Raw genomic sequence first — 17,969 nt, 5'->3', positions numbered from 1 at the left:
GTTACGATGGGATGGTCAGTCGAGGACCCAACCAATTTCAGGCTACCGAATGATGCTAGTGTTCCGGCAGTTGCCAACCCTCGCCAAATTCAGCTTCTGAAACTTCATCCGCAATTATCAACTGGCCGGCCTCGGGCAATTGGCCACGTTGAAACGTGGTAATAGTAGCCTGAATCGAGGCGTTGGCGATTAGACGGACGATAACCAACGCCGCAAACGAAGGTCCGCTGTTTTCTACCATATCCGTCATCGCGGCCACGTCGATCTCGCTAGGTATTGGTGGGAATGTCGGGTGCGAGTGCCACTCGCCAAGATAGTCAACCCGTCCAGCGCGACCGCTATTCTCCAGCAAGATCCGATCCATCTGTTGTGAGTGGGGCTCAGGTAAACTATCGAAACGATCTCGTGTCCCTGCCTCAAGATCGACGGTTAAACCGACGAGATCAAATTTTCCCGGAGCTGTCTGTTCTGCAACCAACCACCCGCCGATCTCGCGGTTGCCGCCCTTCTTGAGGTGGGTCTGCAGTTTAGCAAGCTGCGAGCGTGAGACTGTGAGGCTAAGCGTCATCTTGTACTCCAAGGTGAGTCATGACGCGTTCAACGCCCTCTTCTGCACAACTAGTGCTGCCCTTTTCCCATCCTTCGTGAGGAGCGAAAATAACTGGGTGGGTGTCGAAGGGATGATCAAAGATCCAACCTTTGCGCAGCCCGACAAAGTAGGCAGGTTCCGGATGAACTCTCATCTCTGTGATTGCCAGGGCGTCTAGGGCGTGACGTGCCAACCTATTGGCAATGACACCCACATCGCCGTCAGAAGCGAAGAGGGGTTCATCGTCGTCATCACCTTGCACCCCGTAATTGTGCTCGCGGCCCTCTGGCGGTGCCATACCTTTCTCGTCGCACCATGCTCGCAATTGAGTTGCAGCGGTCAGTGGTGGCGGATCTTCAGACGGGATACTTCGTGCAATCAATCCTCCGAGCCCTCCCGCGTAGACTCGTCCCCAAACGAGGGGTTTACGCTTCTGCGTGCAAATGGCCGCTGCCATTCGAAACACTCCGCTATCAGCCGTCGTATCTATGACGAGATCACAAGTGCTGATGATCTCGCTCAACTGAGCAATATGCTGGACAGCGGATTGAGACGTCAGACTCATACCCAAAGCACCGACTTTTACTGCCGGATTTATTCGCAACAATCTGTGCCTTAGAGAAACTGCCTTGTGATGCCCCACATCCATTTCATCGAGTTCGTTTCGAACCAAGTTGTCGGACCAAAGAACATCATTATCCAGCAACATGAAATGACCGACGCCTTCGCGCGCAAGACTGGCGGCCACTTTTGATCCCAGCGAACCTGCGCCAATGATGCAGATGCTAGATTCTCGAAACATCTTCCCGTGGAGTCGGCGTTCTCTAGCCTTCGGCGGTTCAAAGGTATGAAACAGGTCAATCTTTCGTTTCGATCCGTTGTGCCGAACGCGCAGCAATACCTCTCGCCTACCATTTGACATGACAACCAACATGTCGCCGGCGTCTTCTACCCATTTACGGAGCCATGAAGGCAGGTACTGGTACAGGAGCCCCTTCAGCTCTTCGGGATGCAGATCTGGAATTTGTCGAATATCGGGCAATCGATATAGGACCCCAGGGACCACCCTTCCCCCAAATCCCGCACCATCAATCGGCACCCGTAAACCAGAATCCAGCCCGATGCTCGCGATGCGAGCAACAAGAACTTCAGAACCCCCAACCCGGCGCTCCAAAGTCATATGAATATCGGTTGCGTGTCCGGCAAGGCGCAACCTTAAAAGCCGTGCGGTGTCAGGCGGTAGCATGAAGCGCCGGGAGCACCCCGAGAGCAACGAAGGTAAGTCGGCTGGATGAGCGCTTTCCACGTCTGAGAAAGCATCGTCCTTTGGGGTTGCCTCGAGAAGTGCTTTGGCACTCCGGACCACATCCGTGCTTTTGCAGTCGGGGTGCCAGTTATCCGGTCTATACTGAAGGCATAGTTCGCCACCCTCGCCATACTGGTGCTGGGATAGCCGGACCGAGCTGTCGGCTGGAAGTACAAATGGTGGCAGATCTGGAAAAAGTGCTGGGAAAACCAGCCGCAATGGAATGCGACGCTCCCCGGCGAGCAGAACAAACGACCAAGTCAGCAGGCCATCGGCGTTTTTGCTGAATTGGGGTTCTTCCAGCCAATCTGATGCCGCGGCTAGGTCAGCGAGCTCTTCACACTCACGGATTAGCCGCGCTTCGCCGACTGTGAAGTCCATCAACCAAAACCTTTTGGCTCCGTCGGCCTCCGATCCTCACCACCAAAGACGAGACCGGGCGCAGAAGCCCCGGCTGCAGCGGCAGGAGCAACGGATGCCGCACGTGACCCCGCAGATGTCGCTACCCTCGAGCGCGCACCTTCAACGAGGGTGCTTCCAAGATTTCGTGAGAGCTCGTTTAGAACAATATTTGTGTCGCTGAACCTTTGAACGGCACCAAAATCCGTTCGAGCAGCCTCCAGCCACTTGAAGAAGGATTCCCGGCGCCCGGGAAATTTTTCCCACCTATCCGCAAAATTCTCTGAAGGGTCCGTAGGGTTGGCGATCCATGACACCCCATTCCGCTCTTCGATCGCGAGATGCATATCCCTCAGAATCTTGGCAATTGCATCCGATACCCTTGCTTCGCCTGCATACGCATGGGTCGAGAGCGTCGTGAGGATCACACTGATAACCTTCAGGTCCTTATCCCGCGCCGCGAACCACTCATCTCTGTGACGTTTCAAAATCATGATGGATGACTGGAGAGGTGTTCTTACCCGAAATACCGGGACGTCCTCCACACTCGCTGTCACTTTGCCTTGGGCGTCCAGGATTGCCCTTCTACGTTCGTTCAGTTGTTCGATCTGCCTTGACTTGAACCATGCGGCAAAGCCCCTGGGATTGCTCGTGCGCCAATCATCCGTAATGACATGGTAAGTTTCAGCCTTATCGCTGTCGGTGATGGCGATCGCACCTTCCGCAAGCGCTTGATCCGCGAGGTAAGTAGAAAGGATCGCGCGCATATTTGCCTCGTCTGGAACCGCCGGCAACACGTCCATGTGAAATTGCGCACCATCGGCGTAGATCAAGGTGCAGCACCTTCTAGACTCACCTACCTCGTTTTTGATCCCTCGCGCATCGCGATACGCCTCGAGCTCAGCCAGCAGATGAGCGCGGAGATCTGCCTGGGTAATCTGCGCTTTTGTCAGAGACCGGAAAGAAACAACGATGTCGAGATCGTAGTCTTCGTTCTTTGACGTCGGCTTGATCGGCGTGCCGAGCGCGAACGAGCCTTGAATATAGACATCGGGATCATGGTCACGAACCTTGGACTCATCGCGATGCAAGAACTCGCCAAGGTCCTTGTAGCGTCGTTCGGCTTGATCAAAGCGATCTTGTGGCACTGCCAATTCTTCAGCAAGTTTTTCAATCGCGACGTTATAGCCAAAACCTATGTTCGAACTCGTGTTCATCATCAACTTCCTAACTCAATCGACCTCAACTTAAAGATGTTCGTTTGGCCCCGACTTTTCAACCTTTTTGCGGAACCGTATTTGCAGATTTTCTATGGCTCTTCAGCCCGTATGCTCTTGATTTTACGTTCGTCTTGGCTGGCGGCAATGGCATCGCTAACGATTGGCACACCCGAGACCCGCTGCTCTCGTTGATCGACAGCAGCTCGATACCCTCGTCGGGGTGCTGTTCGATTAGCATCTGTCCTCGAAACCCGATGCGGCCCCATTCCCGCACGAGACATGCGCCGCCAAAGAGTTCTGACTGAACGCTCATTCGATAGAAGCGCCGCATGTTGAGAGACGGATCGATCCGCTTGAGATCGATCGTCGTCGGGAACACTTCCATTTGCTGCTTCTTGTCCAACATATTGGGCACTCCTTTCTTGTGCGCCACAATATCAGGTGGACATCCGTGTTTCCACTATGTTCTAATTTTTCCCGACTCGGGCGAAACATTTCCGCTGCACTCACTCCTAGCATGGCAGAACTGCTGCAGGTTTAGGACTTCGACTGTACTTCGTGTTCTTGAATAGGGCGACAAATGGTAAAGAACATCTGCATATTCTCGGACGGAACCGGCCAGATGGGTGGCGCCAGGCCGGACCAACGGCTGTCGAATGTCTACAAAATGTATCGAGCCATGCGTCCCGGCCCAGATTCACCAATTAGCCCTAAGGACCAAGTGGCTTTTTACGACCCGGGCCTGGGAACAGGAGAACGCGGTGGGTTTTTCGGTCGGATCAAGCCGATCCTGGAAAGCGCCGTCGGAACTGGCATCGACCACAACATCATCGATTGCTACGAGCAGATCATCGCCCATTACGAGCCCGGTGATCGCGTGCTGCTGTTTGGGTTCTCGCGCGGGGCCTACACAGTAAGAGCACTGGCAAACGTTATGAACCTCTGCGGTGTCCCGACGCAGATGCCAGATGGTTCGCCGGTCCCGCGTTACGGCCCCGGATTGCGCAAGATCGCCAAGGACGCTGTAAAATTCGTGTATAATCACGGTGCTGGAAAACCGCGCGGACAAGATCCTTACTTCAAGAACCGTGAAGAGCTCGGCAAACGATTCCGCAAGAAGTATTCGAGCTTTCCCAATGAAGGTGAAGACAACCAAGGCAACGTTCAGCCTACCTTCATCGGGGTCTTCGACACGGTGGCATCACTGCGAACGGCAGTTGTCCGCACCTTGGTCTGGGGCGTCACTTTCGGGGTCGGAGCGGCTTTTGCCGCAGGTGCTGCATTCGGGTGGTCTTGGCTTTTGGTTGTTCCACTCGGCGTCCTACTAGTAGCGCTTCTTTGGCAGCTTGGTTCCCTGTTGCTCGACAACTTCAAATATTTCTCTGACGATCCTGAGCACAAACTGACGCTATGGCACCCAACCGATTGGCCGCAGATTCTCAAGACGGGTCATTTCGCGGCTTGGAACAAGCGCAACTACGACAAGTGGCTTGATCCCGATGTCCAACACGCCCGTCACGCCATGGCGATCGACGAAGACCGTGCTGACTTTCCAAGGGTCGGATGGGCATCCAAGGCGGCCGCGATCGAAACCAAAGATCGAGAGCCGAAGTGGTTGAAGCAGGTCTGGTTCCCGGGCTGCCATAGCGACATCGGCGGAAGCTATCCCGAGGCAGAGTCCCGCCTGAGCGATATCGCCCTCGATTGGATGGTCGACGAATTGAAAGACTGCGTGCCGTCGATCCAGATCAACGAGAACGTCTTGAACCGCGCCCCTGACCCTCTGGGTTTGCAGCACCGCGAAGACGCGTTGGTAGCATTTGGCCCCCTCCGCATCCGCTGGAAGAAGGGAATTCGCGCAGTTGGCGACGACTTCCCGCTCCATCCTTCAGTCGAAGAGCGCATGCGAGCCAAGGCCGTCGCCCAGTGTGGCGAGGTTAAGCCCTACCGACCTGCCCAGTTGAAAGAGCGACGCGACTTGAAATTCTACTACGACGAATAGGGGACTAGTCGACGGCGCTCACCCTCCCAACAATTCCTCGATGAAATCCTCCTGCCGGTCGAGCGCCGCCTCCCATTCCTTCGGCACCGCAGCTTCCCGCTCGAGCGTCTCGGGCTCGGGCTGCCCGCGCCCGGCCTCCAACGCCATCACGCTCATCGCCCGCGCCTCGCGCCGCTGCGATCTATCCCGGACAGGCGCGCGGTCGGCTGGTTTCGCCTGCTCGTCTGCGCCGGTCTCGTCACCACCATCGCCGCCCCAAGGTCCCACGCCTTGCACGCTCGGCGGATAGGGGAACGGCTTGCCCTCCTGGCGTGTCAACATCTCCTTGAAGAACGGATCGTCGTAATACTTGATCCGGCTCGCCTTGATCGGATGCTGGGGCGAGGCGAGGATGATCACCTCGTCGGGGTCCATCAGGCGCGCTTCGGTCTCGGAAAGCAGCGGTCGCTCTTCCAGCCGCGCCGAGGTCGAGGTCGCGCCAAGGAACCCCTTGTTGCGACCATACATCCGGGTCACGGCCTCGCGGGTGGTACTGCCGACGGCTGCGGAGACCTCCTTCACGGTGCGCTGGTCGCGTGGCGTGATGTAGAGCTTCAACCCTGCACCGTTCTCGAGACTTTCACGGCCCTCGGGCCCGTAGATCCGGTCGAGCGAGGCCAGCGACTGCGCAATCATCGCGACGCGGCCACCATAGCTTGCCAGCGAATGAATCGCGCGCTCCAGATAGGGCATCGCCCCCATCTGCTGGAATTCGTCGATCATCATCATGACCGGCCAGGGTTCGTCCGGACCCGGTTCGTTGAGCCGGATCGAGGCGATGAGATCGGCGAACATAAGGCGCAGGAGCGGGGCGAGGGTGGCGATGTGATCCTCGGACACCGCGATATAAAGCGACTGCGGGGTCTTGCGGAAGGTCGAGAAATCAAAGTCGCTCGCCTCGGTGGCCGAGCGCACCGCCGGGTTGTCCCATTGTTTGAGACCGGCAGTCATCAGTGCCTGGATGTTCGAGGTCAGCAGCCGCGATGAGGCTGAAGCAGCGTTGGTCCAGAGCTCGCGCAAGATGTCTTCTTCGGCCTCGTCGGCATAGGTCTTGTACTGGGCGTTCTTGTATTCGCCCCCGGCGACGATCTTGTTGACCTCACCAAGATTCGGCGTTCCGCGCTGGATCGCCAGCAGACAGGCCGCGACGAAGATCGACTTGCCGGCCTCGGAGAAGGTGTCGAGTTGCTTGTTGTCCTTGTCGAGGAATAGGTCGGCCAGGATCGAGACCTCGGTGAAGCGCTGCGCGAAGCTCGGGGCCTTGGCGATCCGGGCCAGAGGATTGTAGCGATGCGTGGCATTGGCCCAATCAAACGGGCTGAAGCGATAGACCTCGTCGCCATTCAGCGCCCGCAACCGCGCTGTCTTCTCGAAGTTCTCACCCTTCACGTCGAGCACCACGACCGAACCCGCGAAGCTCAGGAGGTTCGGGATCACGAAGCCGACGCCCTTACCAGCGCGGGTTGGGGCGACCATCATCACATGCGGGATCGTGGTCGAAGAGATGAACTCAGCCTTCGAGGTCGGCGCGCCGAGTTTGCCGCAGACAAAGCCCTTGCCCGGCGCCTGCAACATGTCGTTCTTCTTCAGCTCCGCCTTGGTCTGCCAATGGGCCGAACCGTAATCGTCCCGCTCCTTCTTCCAGGTCCAGGCGAGCGCCAGAGCGCCGAGGCTGGTGGCCCCGAAGCCGACAGCGCCAAATCCCACCTTGAAGGCCTCGGGATGCGCCGCGCGGGTGCCGGCGCTGGCCTTCCAGAGCGCCAACATGTCGAAGCTCTGGAACCCGATTTTCAGGGCCAGGGTCAGGTAGAAAGCGGCTATGATGGTTCCGATGACGGCACCGCAGATCACACCGAAGAGGAGCGCAGCCCAGAGGGGAAGTGTCTTGGTCATGGTAGTCATCCCCCTCAGAATTCCATCTCGTCATCGAGACCACGATCCAGTTCTTTGGCCCGGCCAAGATCGCGACCCAGCTCCTCTTGCTGGCCATGCAGCCGCGCCACTTCGGTCGCCTTGTCCTGCTGCAACCCGGCGGCGCGGTCGGTGAAGACCTGGTCGCCCGTTTCCTCAAACGTCATCTCCAGGAATTCCTGCGTGACGGTGATCTGGTCGAGCTTGCTCGGCAGGGCCGCATCCAGCACCTCGTAGTTCCCGCGCCGAAGTTCGGCCAAGCCTTCTTCACCCAACTCCTTGAAGAGCTCGGATTGCAGGGTCCGCTCGACCGTCTCTTCCTGTTCCTCGGTGAGCTTGCCGTCCCGCAACATGTCGGCGAGGTCCTGCAGGTAGGGATTGGGCGTCCGGTCATCCTCGTCGATGAGGGGCAACGTCGCCTCCTCCTCGTCCGCGAGGGTCCGGCCGATCTCGACGCCCATTTCCTTGGCGCGTTCCATCAGCGCGTCCATCACGCTGTCGACCTTTTCTAGGGCTGCATCCAGTTGGTCATCATTGGCCGTCTCGACGCTGAGACCGTCCTTGGCCAGCACCGCGTTCATGTCCCGCTCGACCCAGTCCTGCGCCATGCCGTAGTTCCGCGTGCCGCCCGCAGCAATCCGAGCCACCAGCTCCTCGCTGTCCATGCCCACCTCCTCGGCGCGCTCGAGCACGTCGCGCAGCCCGTCGTCATTGCCGGACTGCAGCGCGGCGATCAGCACCTCGCTGCCCGCCCCCGGCGGATAGGGTTCTTCGAGCTGCTTGCCAAACCGCGCGCGCAACTCCGGGTCCGGCACCATCTGCGAAAGGTCCGCGATGATCGGCGCAGCCTTGGCTTCAAAAGCGGCGCGCTCGGCCGGGTCCAGTTCCTCGGCCTTGAGCCTCAGCGCCTCGATCGTGCGCTCGGAATAGTCGATCGCGTCACCGACGGTCTTGATGTCCTTCATGTCTATCTCTCCTTCGGTGAAGTTCCACGGCGTGCCCGAGCCAAGCCCGTCCGCCATGCCGCGCACGGCGCGCGCCATGTGGCGCTGGTCCATCCGGTCCAGCAGGTCGGCGAGGTTCTTGTAGTCCTTGGCGAAGCCCACCACCTGCGCCTGCGCGATGGCGGATTCCTGGGCCGTCATGACGATCTCGCGCGGCAGGCGGGCCTCTTCCTTGGCGCGGTATATCTCCTCGATACCGGCGGGCTTCTCGAAGATGCCGCGCTCGAGCCGGGTGGTCGCGTCGAGCATGACGCCGTAGCGTTCGGCGATCTCGGCCTGCTTCTCGCGCATGAGCTGCGGCGACATCACGCCTTCGGCCCAGCAGGAGAACCAGGTGCCGTTTTCGACGCCGCGATTGTTCAGGATGATGTGCGCATGCTTGTGCGCCCGGTCGTCATGGACCGCGAGGACGTAGTCCCATTGATCGCCGTATGCGCCGCTCTCGAAGAAATGCTCCGTCCAGTCCATCGCGATGTCGCGGACCTGATCGACCGTCACATCGGTCGGGAAGGACAACAGCATGTGCGAGGTGAACCCGAGCTTGGTCGAGCCGCGCCAGGTTCCGGCCCAATCCTCGATGATGTCCTCTTTCTGCTCCTCAGAAAGCACCGCCGCATCGGTCAGCGCGTTGGTCATCGTCGAATAGGTGTAGACCGCCTTGTCGTTGATGTAGGATATCTGCGCCCCAAGCGAAGCACGCGTCTTGCAGCCCCCCGCCCGGATCCGTTTGAACACCGCGGCCCGGCTTTGCCCCGACGCAGCCTTCAGCGCGTTGCGCGCCGACAGGGATCCGACGCGTGCAAAACTGCGACCCTGCCGACGCCCCGCCAGCCGCGCGTCGATCCGCGCTGCGGCCTGGCCCCGGATGCGCTCATCCTCCCAGAGCCGCCCCATGACCGAGGCGTAGAGGGCGAGCGGATCAGCCATTGCGCACCAGCCTCAGACTATTCCCGATCGCGCGCGGGTCATCCTCAAGAACTTCGCTCTCCGCCCCCTGCCCTTCTTCCTTTTTCGGCCACTCCTGAGCGCGCAAGGCCTGCGCCGCATCTTTCATCCGGCCCATCTCACGGCTCATGGACAGCGCCAAATCGAGCAGTTCGATCAGCACCGCGCGGTCCGCCTCCGAGACCTCCAGCCGACCGCGATGGACCGCCTTGGCGAGCACCAGTCCGGCGTCGCTCACGTCCTTCGCCTGACGCCACGCGGCACAGAACTCCGCGACCAGATCACGGGGTACATCGAGGAAACCGCACCGTCCGCGCAACACCGCATTCAGCGCCTGAGATCGGTTGGCATAGCCCCGTTCGCGCCACTCCGCGTCGAAGGCGTCCAACTCGGATCGGCTGGCCCGGAACGCCACCGTCTCGCTTGGATCGCGCACCGCAATGCCCTCACCCGCCTCCTCTTTAGCGAGCCTGTTCACGTGGCGCGGCGAGATGCCAAACACCGCCGCCAGATCCTTTGCGCTTTCGCCCGCCGCGAAGCGCCGCGCCACTTCGATGCGCTCTTCAAGCTTCAGGTTTTTCGCTGGCCTCGGCACGGGTCAGACCCCTCGGACAAAATGTGCAAACATTGGCCATATCCTGCCAACGTCTTCTTTCTCTCCTTCGCCTATACTTCAATACATCACATTGCGCAATATTTCGTTTTGCGGGAAGTATCTTTTTGCTGGTATTGGACGTCATCAAGACCCCGCATCGCGGCGCAACATGGAACGGGTCCCGTCCTCATCGATGCAGGACAATCAGGTCGAAAGAGCTTCCAAAACTTGTGTTCAAGACGCACGCGACGAAAGGCAAACTAAACGCCCGAGCAGGTCACGGATCGGCGCCAGGAACACGAAGACGGCCCGCGCGGGATAGCGCGGCTCACGCCCGGTTAGGGCACCAAGAACTTGAACGAAACAGCGTCAGCCCCCTGCGGATCCGAAGACCCGCAGGGGTATCTGGGTCAGTGACCCAGTCCCAGATCGCGCAGATCGTCGTAGCGGCTGCGGGCGATCAGCGCCTCGGTCTCGAGGCTGTCGAGGGTCTCGGGATGGGCGTCTTCATCGAAGGCGGCGAGGTAAGCATCGAAGGCAATGTCGGCTTGCAATTCGGCGAGGTCGATGGATTGTTCGAGTGTCATGGTGTGATCCTTTCCGTTGATCGTCGTTGGACGGATCGTGGAAAAGACCGGGGGCATGAGAGCGGGCTGCACCCGGCACGGGGCGGAATGAAATGGAGCACGCCGGGGGCAGGTTTGTTGTGAGCGGTGCACCGCAGCGCTCAAGGCGTCAGCCGTCCAGAAACCTGCCCCCGGCGTTGCCGACCGCTCGACCCCGGGCTAGCGATCTTTGAGGCCAACAGGTCGACGGAAAGGCGCGCGGCAGTGACACTGGCGTGAGACGTTGCCCTTGGATGCATGACGTTGATTTGCGGTTTCAACCCTCGCGGCACAGGGTGAGTTCGGCGCCCCTGGCAGCTTCGCCAAGACGACCCTGCGCGGGTTGCTCGACTGAGAGAAAGAGTGCGCTTGCCTCGCTCAGCAGGCTACCAGTTCTCCCCGCGGACATTCAGTACGGTCTCGGGTTCGCGCTACCCACGCTGTCACTGAACTGGGCGACCAGAGCCGCATCTGCGACCAATCCGGACTGACAAACCGCATCCGCATCCGCGTCCGAAATATGCGGCATCCTTCGGACACCGATATTTCGCTGGCCGAGGGCTAGTTCCCCGGAACGAGAAATAGCCAGACCGCCGGAGCGGTCTGGCCCTTGGCTTAGGCGGCGTCTTTGGGACCCCAGGGGATGACGGCCTGCAGGGACAGATCGTCCTGGTTCGCGGCCTTGCCGAGGTTCGCATTGAAGCCGTGGTCGCGGATGGTCAGCGTGTAGTAGTCCGCGCCGGTCTCCTTGTTCTGCTTCTTCCAGATGCCGCCGCACTCGACCAGCTTGCCGCGCGGGGAGCGGCCGAGGACGCGGTGCGTGGGGGCCATCGGGTTCGTGCTTGCGACGGGTTCGACCGTGATATCGAGGTCGAAGGTCAGGGTCGAGATGGAGCCGACGCCCTTGGCAGTTTCGATGTCGGCGCTGGTGAATTTGATGCAGTTCGTGGTCATTGCTCTTCTCCTTGTTTGCGTTGCAATGATGGTCACCTTGCAGCTGGCAAAGGCCCGGCCACACCGAAGGCGAAGCGCAGCGGAGAGGGGCAGGCGACGTTCTTTTTGATCCGCGAGGAATGACCCGTAGGGGCAGGGGAAAAAGATCGGCGACAACCTTTGTGGACGGGGCGACAGCTGCGACCAGCATGTCATGCAACTCAGACACCCGGAGAAGTGCGGTGGCCGCGAAGGAAACTGGGTGAACAGCCGAGCGAGAGAAATGCCTGTGGTGGCGGTATTTCTGTTCTGTCGCTCCGAGCCGCATCCGGTCCAGTTAGAGCTTTGCTGGCTCTGCCTCACGTGCCGCGACGGCAGGTTTCCGTGGCAACGCGATGTGTGTTGTCTGGAAGAGCAGCATGGAGACCGCCGATGCATCGACACCGTGTCCGGATCACCCGGATTTCGAAAGGACCCTCCACGGCAGCGCGAAATTTTACGATTTGCGCGTCACGACCACCACCGGCCTTCTGCCAGCTGCGGCCAATGCAATCCGGCGGTCGTCGGACATCGTTTGCGACCCATGATCGCGGCGCGGAGCTGCGTGTCCGGCAAAGCGAGGAACAACACCGGCCGAGACGCGAGGTACGAGATCACTGATATCACGCGCCCGCCCCAGCGACCGTAACCGGAACGGCCGAGATGAAGCGTTGCCACGACCATGCGAAGGCTGGCCGGGCTGGCTCCGGAGGAGACTGCCTGGCCAGCAGTACGTCGCAGGGAGAGGTGGCTTTTCAGCTCGGGGAGGGCGGCTGCGTGCAGCCGACCGAGTAGGGCGCGGTCCTGACCAAAGGGAAAGAGGGGCCAAGATCATCAAAACTTAAACGTTGCACATCGCAAAACCCTAGACTTTGCTCGGAGTATTCGGTTGTGAGCGACAAGAACGTGATCGTCTTGAAAGCTGGTTTGACATGTTTCGTTTTTGCTCACCTTGGGTACGCAACTTGACCAGAAGCTGAACCTTCTGGCGATCTCTGTGATACCGAACGCAACCAGCGCGTCGCACTCCCCTCCAAATTACTAACATCTTTCTTGCATACTCACATTATCAATGTTAGCTTCCGAAGTCATGTTAGAACTGGATAAAAAATCCTCTCAGGAGCTCTTCAAGGCAGCGCAAGGTTACCTGCGCACCACGCTACACGTACCATCCAGCCTGAAGGTCTGGGGGAGCAAGAAAGGGTTGCCGCTCTTTCTTGCCAATGGGTTCGAGTACCGACAAACGGAGCTCTTCGGGCATGCGATCTTGCTCGTCGTCCCGAAGTCAGAGGACGCCAAGAATCCTACAGGTCTTTCCAAACAGCTTGGAGCTATCCAACGCCACTTTGAGGGAGTCCTCATATTGATCCTGGACCACCTATCCGCCTATCAACGCAGCCGCCTAATCGAGGAGTCCGCGGCTTTCATCGTGCCAGGAAACCAGCTCTTCATTCCTCAACTTGCGATGGACCTCAGAGAACATTTTCGGCGAAGACGCGATTTCTCGGAAGATCAACTGTCGCCGGCATCGCAGGCACTCTTCTTGCGACACCTGAACCTCAGGGACGTGGAAGACGCGCGACCGAGCGATCTCGCGGAAATCTTGCGATACTCGGCAATGTCGATCGGCCGCGCCTTCGAAGAGCTGGAAGCCAGCGAGCTTGCGCATGTGGAAACGCGAGGGCGCAGCAAGCATATCCAGTTCTCCGAAGCTCCTCGAGAATTGTTTGAAGCCGCGGCTTCAAGACTGCGCTCGCCGGTCAAAGCCGAACATTGGTTTCGGGCACCCTCCCTGCCGAAGGGCTTCCACGGCAGCCCAGTGCCTGAGTATCTGCCAACCGGTGGCGAAAGTGCTCTCTCGGAGCGATCGACGATGTCCAGGCCCCGCATCATGCGTCTTGCTGCCGGGCCAAAGGACTGGAAACGGATTCAAAGTGGCGAGTTTGGGAAAGAGGTCGAACAGGACGAGGAGCCGAGCTTCGCGATCGACGTTTGGTGGTACGACCCCGATATCGTGTCGGGTGCGCGTGAGGTCGATGTCCTGTCGCTCTACCTGCAGTTCCGCGACAACCCAGACGAGCGGCTGGAAGCCGCCGCGGAACAATTGTTGGAGGAGTTCGCATGGTAGTCGGCCTGGACAAGTTTCGAGAGCATTTCGCGGACCATGCCGACCATTATGCGGTTATCGGCGGCACCGCATGTTCGATGATTTTCGAGGAGGTCGGCATCGATTTCCGCCAGACCAACGACATCGACATGGTTCTCTGCGTAGAGGTCGTGGATCCGTCCTTCGCACAGTCCCTGAAGGCCTTCCTGGATAGCGGAGGCTACCAGGCGCGCGAACGCAGCAATGGCCGCCGGGAGTTCTACAGGTTTCACAAGCCGACCGACCCATCGTATCCAGCGATGCTCGAGCTCTTTGCGCGCAAACCAGAAGCGCTGGAAATTCCGAAGGATGCGGGGTTGACGGTGGTAGAGGTTTCGGACGAAACCTTGAGCCTTTCCGCGATCCTGCTGGACACGGACTACTACGAGGCACTCCTCGAGAGCCGTCGCGCCATTGACGATATTCTTGTTCTCGATGAGCGCCTGCTCATCCCGTTCAAGGCCAGAGCATTCGTCGACCTGTCTCAGCGAAAGGACGATGGAGACGGGAATGCCAAGGGCAACGATATCAGGAAGCACCGGAACGATGTGTTCCGGTTGCTTCAGCTTCTCCCAGCCGATCGGCCCATTGAGGTTACTGAGCCGTTGAAAGCTGACCTCAGGGCGTATGTGGAGAGGGTGCACGGGCTGGCAGACTTCGACCCGAATGCCTTCGGTGTCCCCATCGATCGAGAAACTGGCCTCGGCCTGATCTCCAGTCTCTATCAACTCTAGCAACTGCTATGGTGGGCCACTGTCGTTACCGGACAGGCCGACACGACGAGTGCCTATCGCTACCTCTCGATGGTCAACGTCATCGCCCGCCTAGAAAGACCGCCCGCAACTTCTTGACGAAACCGGACAGAACGGCCGCGGTCCGATGCAGCCAGGACGCGGGTTCTGGATCTTGAGAAGCATGGCGCGCAATCTGGGCATGCATGATCCTGGTTGCCTGAGCCCCCGAAAAAGCTGGGAGCCACTGGACGTGTCCCGCGCGAATTACATAGTGGGACTTGCATGGCGCATCGAAGACGCCGACTGACGGTTGAATGGTGGCATATCCACCTTCATCCCAAACCCTGTGACTTTCTGGAACGATGAGCGTGATGCGGTGGTCGCATCCACATGCACAAAGTAACCCTGCGAGTTCAAATTCCTCGGTGTGGTAGACGACGCCCTCCTCCATCTGTTTCGGGATCCGATCCACAAGCTGATAGCGAAACCTCATTCGACGAGCATCCTCCGATCGATCTCCAACGACGTAGTCTCCAAGACGCATGACATCGCCGCATCTTCGCGGTCGTAAATCCCAAAGTGCTGCTTGAAGCGAAGGACGGCCAGAGCAGCATTAAGTGCATTCAACTCGGCTATCTGACCTTGTCGCCGGTACTCGCCTTCTTTTGGGTCCTCACCTGGAAGGAAAACAGTACCTGCCGTTCCCTCGTAAGCAGCGCGATCCACACCCGTCACTCTCACAACGCCATTCAAGCCTGTAGCTACTCGGTTCAAGCCCATTCCGCAGTCCACGAAGGGCACGTCGTTCGCACTGAGCCAGTCCATTATCGTGATACGTGCCGGGCCGTTGTCGATCGACACAAACACAAAATCCAATTCGCGAAGTTGCTCAATGTTTTCCTTCGTAACCCGTTCCGGAATCGGTGTGATGCTCGAATGCCAATTTCCATACTGCTGCGCTAACGCGTCCACTTTCGGAGTTCCGATCGCGCGGGGAATAAACCCCGGAAACCGAAAGATCGTATGAACATGTACCTTGTCGTCGTCAAAAAGGATGATCTCGGCGAGGTGGGTTCGTGCAATGAAATCCAAGATGTATGAGCCAGTACCCCCGAGACCAACGATCGCCACGCGTTTCCCTTCGAGCAGCCTCGACAAGTCGTTCATGTGATACCTAGCGGACAACGTATCCGGAAACTTTAGCGGGGTGCCTTGCTCTTTTGCCCGGACCTCGATGGCCTTTAGCGGCGAGGCCTCGGAATAGGCCGCCATGGCAGGCGCCGTGATCGTATCGACATAGGTGCGTATCTTCTCTTCAAACGAATGATAAGTCCGCATCTGACCTTTGTCGTCGAGCAACTTGTATGAGAAGGATTGGTCGGACTCGAACCCGTCCGCGACCCTAACCTTGCTTGCGCCGCCGCCCAACCGAAGCTGACGTCGATTCTGGTCGTGCGGCCGGCTTCCTCGGAACCATACCTGGTGATTTGAAGGAGGATCAATGAGCCCGTCGTTTGAAAGATCGACCGGGCTGGCCAGATCGCCGTGCCGGAGTTTGCCGTCTTCTGCCAGGTAGGGCAAACCATAGACCAAGAGGTAGCCCCCGACGAAATCAAGTAGATAGCCTTCGTCTTCCAGGTCCTGGATGAAGGGATTACGATTCGCCAGTTCCCGAAACTCTAAAACGCATGCCATCTTTCACCATCACCTCGTTGCCAGGCGCGAGCGTGCCGCTCACGTTTCCCGAATTTCCGCGCGAATACTTGATGAGGTATTCGTTGGACCCGCTTCCTCCATCTGAAAGGTACAGCGCGACCACTTCCTCATAAAAAATCTTCTCTCTTGCCACCGCATGGTCATCCTGATTGACCGTGATGGTGACTGTCTTCTCGGGTTTCCCTGCCATGTCAGCCTTCCTCGTCATGAATTGTCGCTTCGACTCTTTGTGTTGTGGCGAACGGAGGTCGTTGCCCGAGACAGTGGGCCTACGCTGCTCTGTGCGCCTACTTCTCCCGGACGGTAGTCTTCGGGTTCGCCTTGCCGTACTTCGCCGTAACAAACCGACCGCTTACAGCACTGCGATAGCTTCCGCCGGTCGAGCCGCTCTTCCCTGGAGCTTCCTTCACGGTCGTTCGCGGATGCGACTTACCGTACGCCTTCGTCACGTAGCGGCCTGAATTCGCGCTGCGAAAGCCGCCGCCTCCTTTACCTTTTCCTGCCATAACCTGCTCCTTTTCGTTGCATTTCGGCGAGACCGGACTAAGAATGTCTTTGAGTCCTTATGTAGACTATCTACATTTGGACTACAAGGACCGTCAAGTCCAAATTTGGACAACAGGAGGATCAATGCAACCACAGCCAGGTTCTGCGCCCGAAAACGGCGCGGACGCATTCAGGATTCCAGCTGTTATGGATGCTTTCACCAAACTTGCCGAGGACTGGGAACTCTCGACCGATGCACAGATCACGCTGCTCGGCTCACCAGGCCGATCCACGTTTTTCAAGTGGAAAAAATCCGGTGGCAATCTCCCGCACGACACGATCGAACGCATCTCCCACCTACTGGGCATCTACAAATCACTCCAGATTGTCCTGCCCGACCCTGTAGCGGCGGATGCCTGGGTCAAGAAGCCGAATACCTACTTCGACGATCGCAGCGCTCTCGACGTGATGCTCGAAGGGAACGTGGTGGATATCTACAAGGTGCGAGAATACCTCGATGCGCAACGCGGCGGATGAGTTCAACGTCGAAGAGGTCAATGACGTCTTCTACATCCTAATTCCATCGCGGTTCCCACCGGTACCGCTCTTCCGTCGCATCGCCGGCGGTTACGATGACGAGATTGCAGCGGTTGCCGAACTCCACAATCCCCGTGTGAAGGAGAAACAGAGGCTGCTCGGGCGATCCGGGGTCGACGTGGACTATACATCGCCGCGCTTCCAAAATTGGAACCACGCGCCTTTCGCGTATTCCAACCCGGAGGGTAGCTGGTTCTTTGGTCCAATCGTCCGCTGTTTGGAGATGTCGCAGGACAAACAAACAGCGCTCGCGGTCTCTGTGGCAAAAAGGGAGCGCTTCCTTTTGCGGACGAAGGAGGTGCCGATCGGCTTGGACATGAGGATGCTCAGTAGACGGGTCCGCGGGTCGTTTCTCGATGCCCAAGGCCTACCCGCAGATCTCACGCAGGACGAGCGACGCGAGCTAGGCAAGGGACTCGTTGATCGAGCCAAATCGGAGGAACTCTCTGGGGTTCTCTTTCGATCCCATGAACGACCAAGCGGCACACGGATCTGTGTACTGGACGGCAACGTGCTTGAACGCGCTGTGCAGGGAGAGCACTTCCGCTACACATGGGATGGTCAACGAGTATCGTCTCTCTACACCTTCAACAGCTCCGGCAGCGACGAAGACAATCTGATCGATCCCCGAGATTTGAGCGGGTCCGTTGACATTCTGGCGGCGTAGTTTGCTGAAAATGCCCAAACACGAGAACCAGTTGCA

16 protein-coding genes and 1 pseudogene are annotated in these 17,969 nt (G+C 58.6%); 5 read left to right on the top strand and 12 right to left on the bottom strand.

What is annotated here, in order from left to right:
* Positions 1-55 precede the first annotated feature (55 nt).
* From FGK64_RS21025 to FGK64_RS22645, 4 genes and pseudogenes are all read right to left on the bottom strand, one after another.
* Positions 56-568, bottom strand: a complete 513-nt coding sequence (locus FGK64_RS21025; protein ID WP_138865835.1) for a M67 family metallopeptidase — start codon at positions 566-568, stop codon at positions 56-58.
* Complete coding sequence (locus tag FGK64_RS21020; RefSeq protein WP_138865834.1) at positions 558-2,276, bottom strand: ThiF family adenylyltransferase; 1,719 nt, start codon at positions 2,274-2,276, stop codon at positions 558-560. Before FGK64_RS21020 ends, FGK64_RS21025 begins: the two co-directional genes overlap by 11 nt.
* Positions 2,276-3,511 carry a nucleotidyltransferase domain-containing protein gene (locus FGK64_RS21015; RefSeq protein WP_138865833.1) on the bottom strand — a complete coding sequence of 412 codons (1,236 nt, stop codon included), beginning with the start codon at positions 3,509-3,511 and terminating at the stop codon, positions 2,276-2,278. Before FGK64_RS21015 ends, FGK64_RS21020 begins: the two co-directional genes overlap by 1 nt.
* 172 nt (positions 3,512-3,683) lie before the next feature.
* Positions 3,684-3,920, bottom strand: a pseudogene (locus tag FGK64_RS22645) (WGR domain-containing protein); the annotation flags it as partial.
* Positions 3,921-4,094: 174 nt separating this feature from the next.
* Here FGK64_RS22645 and FGK64_RS21005 point away from each other — a divergent pair.
* Positions 4,095-5,516: a phospholipase effector Tle1 domain-containing protein gene (locus tag FGK64_RS21005; protein ID WP_138865831.1), complete on the top strand. Its 1,422-nt coding sequence runs from the start codon at positions 4,095-4,097 to the stop codon at positions 5,514-5,516.
* 18 nt (positions 5,517-5,534) lie between these two features.
* Here the strand turns inward: FGK64_RS21005 and FGK64_RS21000 are convergent, their stop codons facing one another.
* The 5 genes from FGK64_RS21000 to FGK64_RS20985 form a co-directional block, all read right to left on the bottom strand.
* On the bottom strand, positions 5,535-7,448 hold the full coding sequence (locus FGK64_RS21000; RefSeq protein ID WP_138865830.1) for a type IV secretory system conjugative DNA transfer family protein: 1,914 nt from the start codon (positions 7,446-7,448) through the stop codon (positions 5,535-5,537).
* Positions 7,449-7,462: 14 nt separating this feature from the next.
* Complete coding sequence (locus tag FGK64_RS20995) at positions 7,463-9,397, bottom strand: relaxase/mobilization nuclease domain-containing protein (RefSeq protein WP_138865829.1); 1,935 nt, start codon at positions 9,395-9,397, stop codon at positions 7,463-7,465.
* Positions 9,390-10,010 (bottom strand): helix-turn-helix domain-containing protein, encoded by a 621-nt coding sequence (locus FGK64_RS20990; RefSeq protein ID WP_138865828.1) that lies wholly within the window; start codon positions 10,008-10,010, stop codon positions 9,390-9,392. The genes FGK64_RS20995 and FGK64_RS20990 overlap by 8 nt, the downstream gene beginning before the upstream one ends.
* Positions 10,011-10,420: 410 nt before the next feature.
* Complete coding sequence (locus FGK64_RS22255) at positions 10,421-10,597, bottom strand: hypothetical protein (protein WP_246057859.1); 177 nt, start codon at positions 10,595-10,597, stop codon at positions 10,421-10,423.
* A gap of 633 nt (positions 10,598-11,230) precedes the next feature.
* A complete protein-coding gene (locus tag FGK64_RS20985; protein ID WP_017470241.1) occupies positions 11,231-11,569 on the bottom strand; it encodes a DUF736 domain-containing protein in 339 nt (112 codons plus the stop codon).
* Positions 11,570-12,677: 1,108 nt separating this feature from the next.
* Here FGK64_RS20985 and FGK64_RS20975 point away from each other — a divergent pair.
* Both FGK64_RS20975 and FGK64_RS20970 read left to right on the top strand, forming a co-directional pair.
* Complete coding sequence (locus FGK64_RS20975) at positions 12,678-13,715, top strand: hypothetical protein (RefSeq protein WP_138865827.1); 1,038 nt, start codon at positions 12,678-12,680, stop codon at positions 13,713-13,715.
* Positions 13,709-14,467 carry a hypothetical protein gene (locus tag FGK64_RS20970; protein WP_138865826.1) on the top strand — a complete coding sequence of 253 codons (759 nt, stop codon included), beginning with the start codon at positions 13,709-13,711 and terminating at the stop codon, positions 14,465-14,467. The genes FGK64_RS20975 and FGK64_RS20970 overlap by 7 nt, the downstream gene beginning before the upstream one ends.
* 79 nt (positions 14,468-14,546) lie before the next feature.
* Here FGK64_RS20970 and FGK64_RS22840 read toward each other — a convergent pair whose 3' ends face one another.
* The 3 genes from FGK64_RS22840 to FGK64_RS20960 are packed head-to-tail and all read right to left on the bottom strand — an operon-like array spanning position 14,547 to position 16,373.
* The gene (locus FGK64_RS22840) at positions 14,547-14,960 is read right to left on the bottom strand and encodes a ubiquitination-like system serine protease family protein (RefSeq protein ID WP_483964211.1); all 414 of its coding nucleotides are present in this window, start codon (positions 14,958-14,960) and stop codon (positions 14,547-14,549) included.
* Positions 14,957-16,162: a ThiF family adenylyltransferase gene (locus FGK64_RS20965; RefSeq protein ID WP_138865825.1), complete on the bottom strand. Its 1,206-nt coding sequence runs from the start codon at positions 16,160-16,162 to the stop codon at positions 14,957-14,959. The genes FGK64_RS22840 and FGK64_RS20965 overlap by 4 nt, the downstream gene beginning before the upstream one ends.
* Positions 16,122-16,373 (bottom strand): multiubiquitin domain-containing protein, encoded by a 252-nt coding sequence (locus FGK64_RS20960; protein WP_171054177.1) that lies wholly within the window; start codon positions 16,371-16,373, stop codon positions 16,122-16,124. The genes FGK64_RS20965 and FGK64_RS20960 overlap by 41 nt, the downstream gene beginning before the upstream one ends.
* A gap of 440 nt (positions 16,374-16,813) precedes the next feature.
* Between FGK64_RS20960 and FGK64_RS20950 the strand changes: the two genes are divergently transcribed.
* Both FGK64_RS20950 and FGK64_RS20945 read left to right on the top strand, forming a co-directional pair.
* The gene (locus FGK64_RS20950; RefSeq protein ID WP_246057858.1) at positions 16,814-17,206 is read left to right on the top strand and encodes an MbcA/ParS/Xre antitoxin family protein; all 393 of its coding nucleotides are present in this window, start codon (positions 16,814-16,816) and stop codon (positions 17,204-17,206) included.
* A complete protein-coding gene (locus FGK64_RS20945) occupies positions 17,187-17,933 on the top strand; it encodes an RES family NAD+ phosphorylase (RefSeq protein WP_138865822.1) in 747 nt (248 codons plus the stop codon). Before FGK64_RS20950 ends, FGK64_RS20945 begins: the two co-directional genes overlap by 20 nt.
* Positions 17,934-17,969: the final 36 nt, after the last annotated feature.

It is taken from the genome of Arenibacterium halophilum, assembly GCF_005938225.1.
GTDB lineage: Bacteria > Pseudomonadota > Alphaproteobacteria > Rhodobacterales > Rhodobacteraceae > Arenibacterium > Arenibacterium halophilum.
This window is presented reverse-complemented; position numbering and strand designations above follow the sequence as displayed.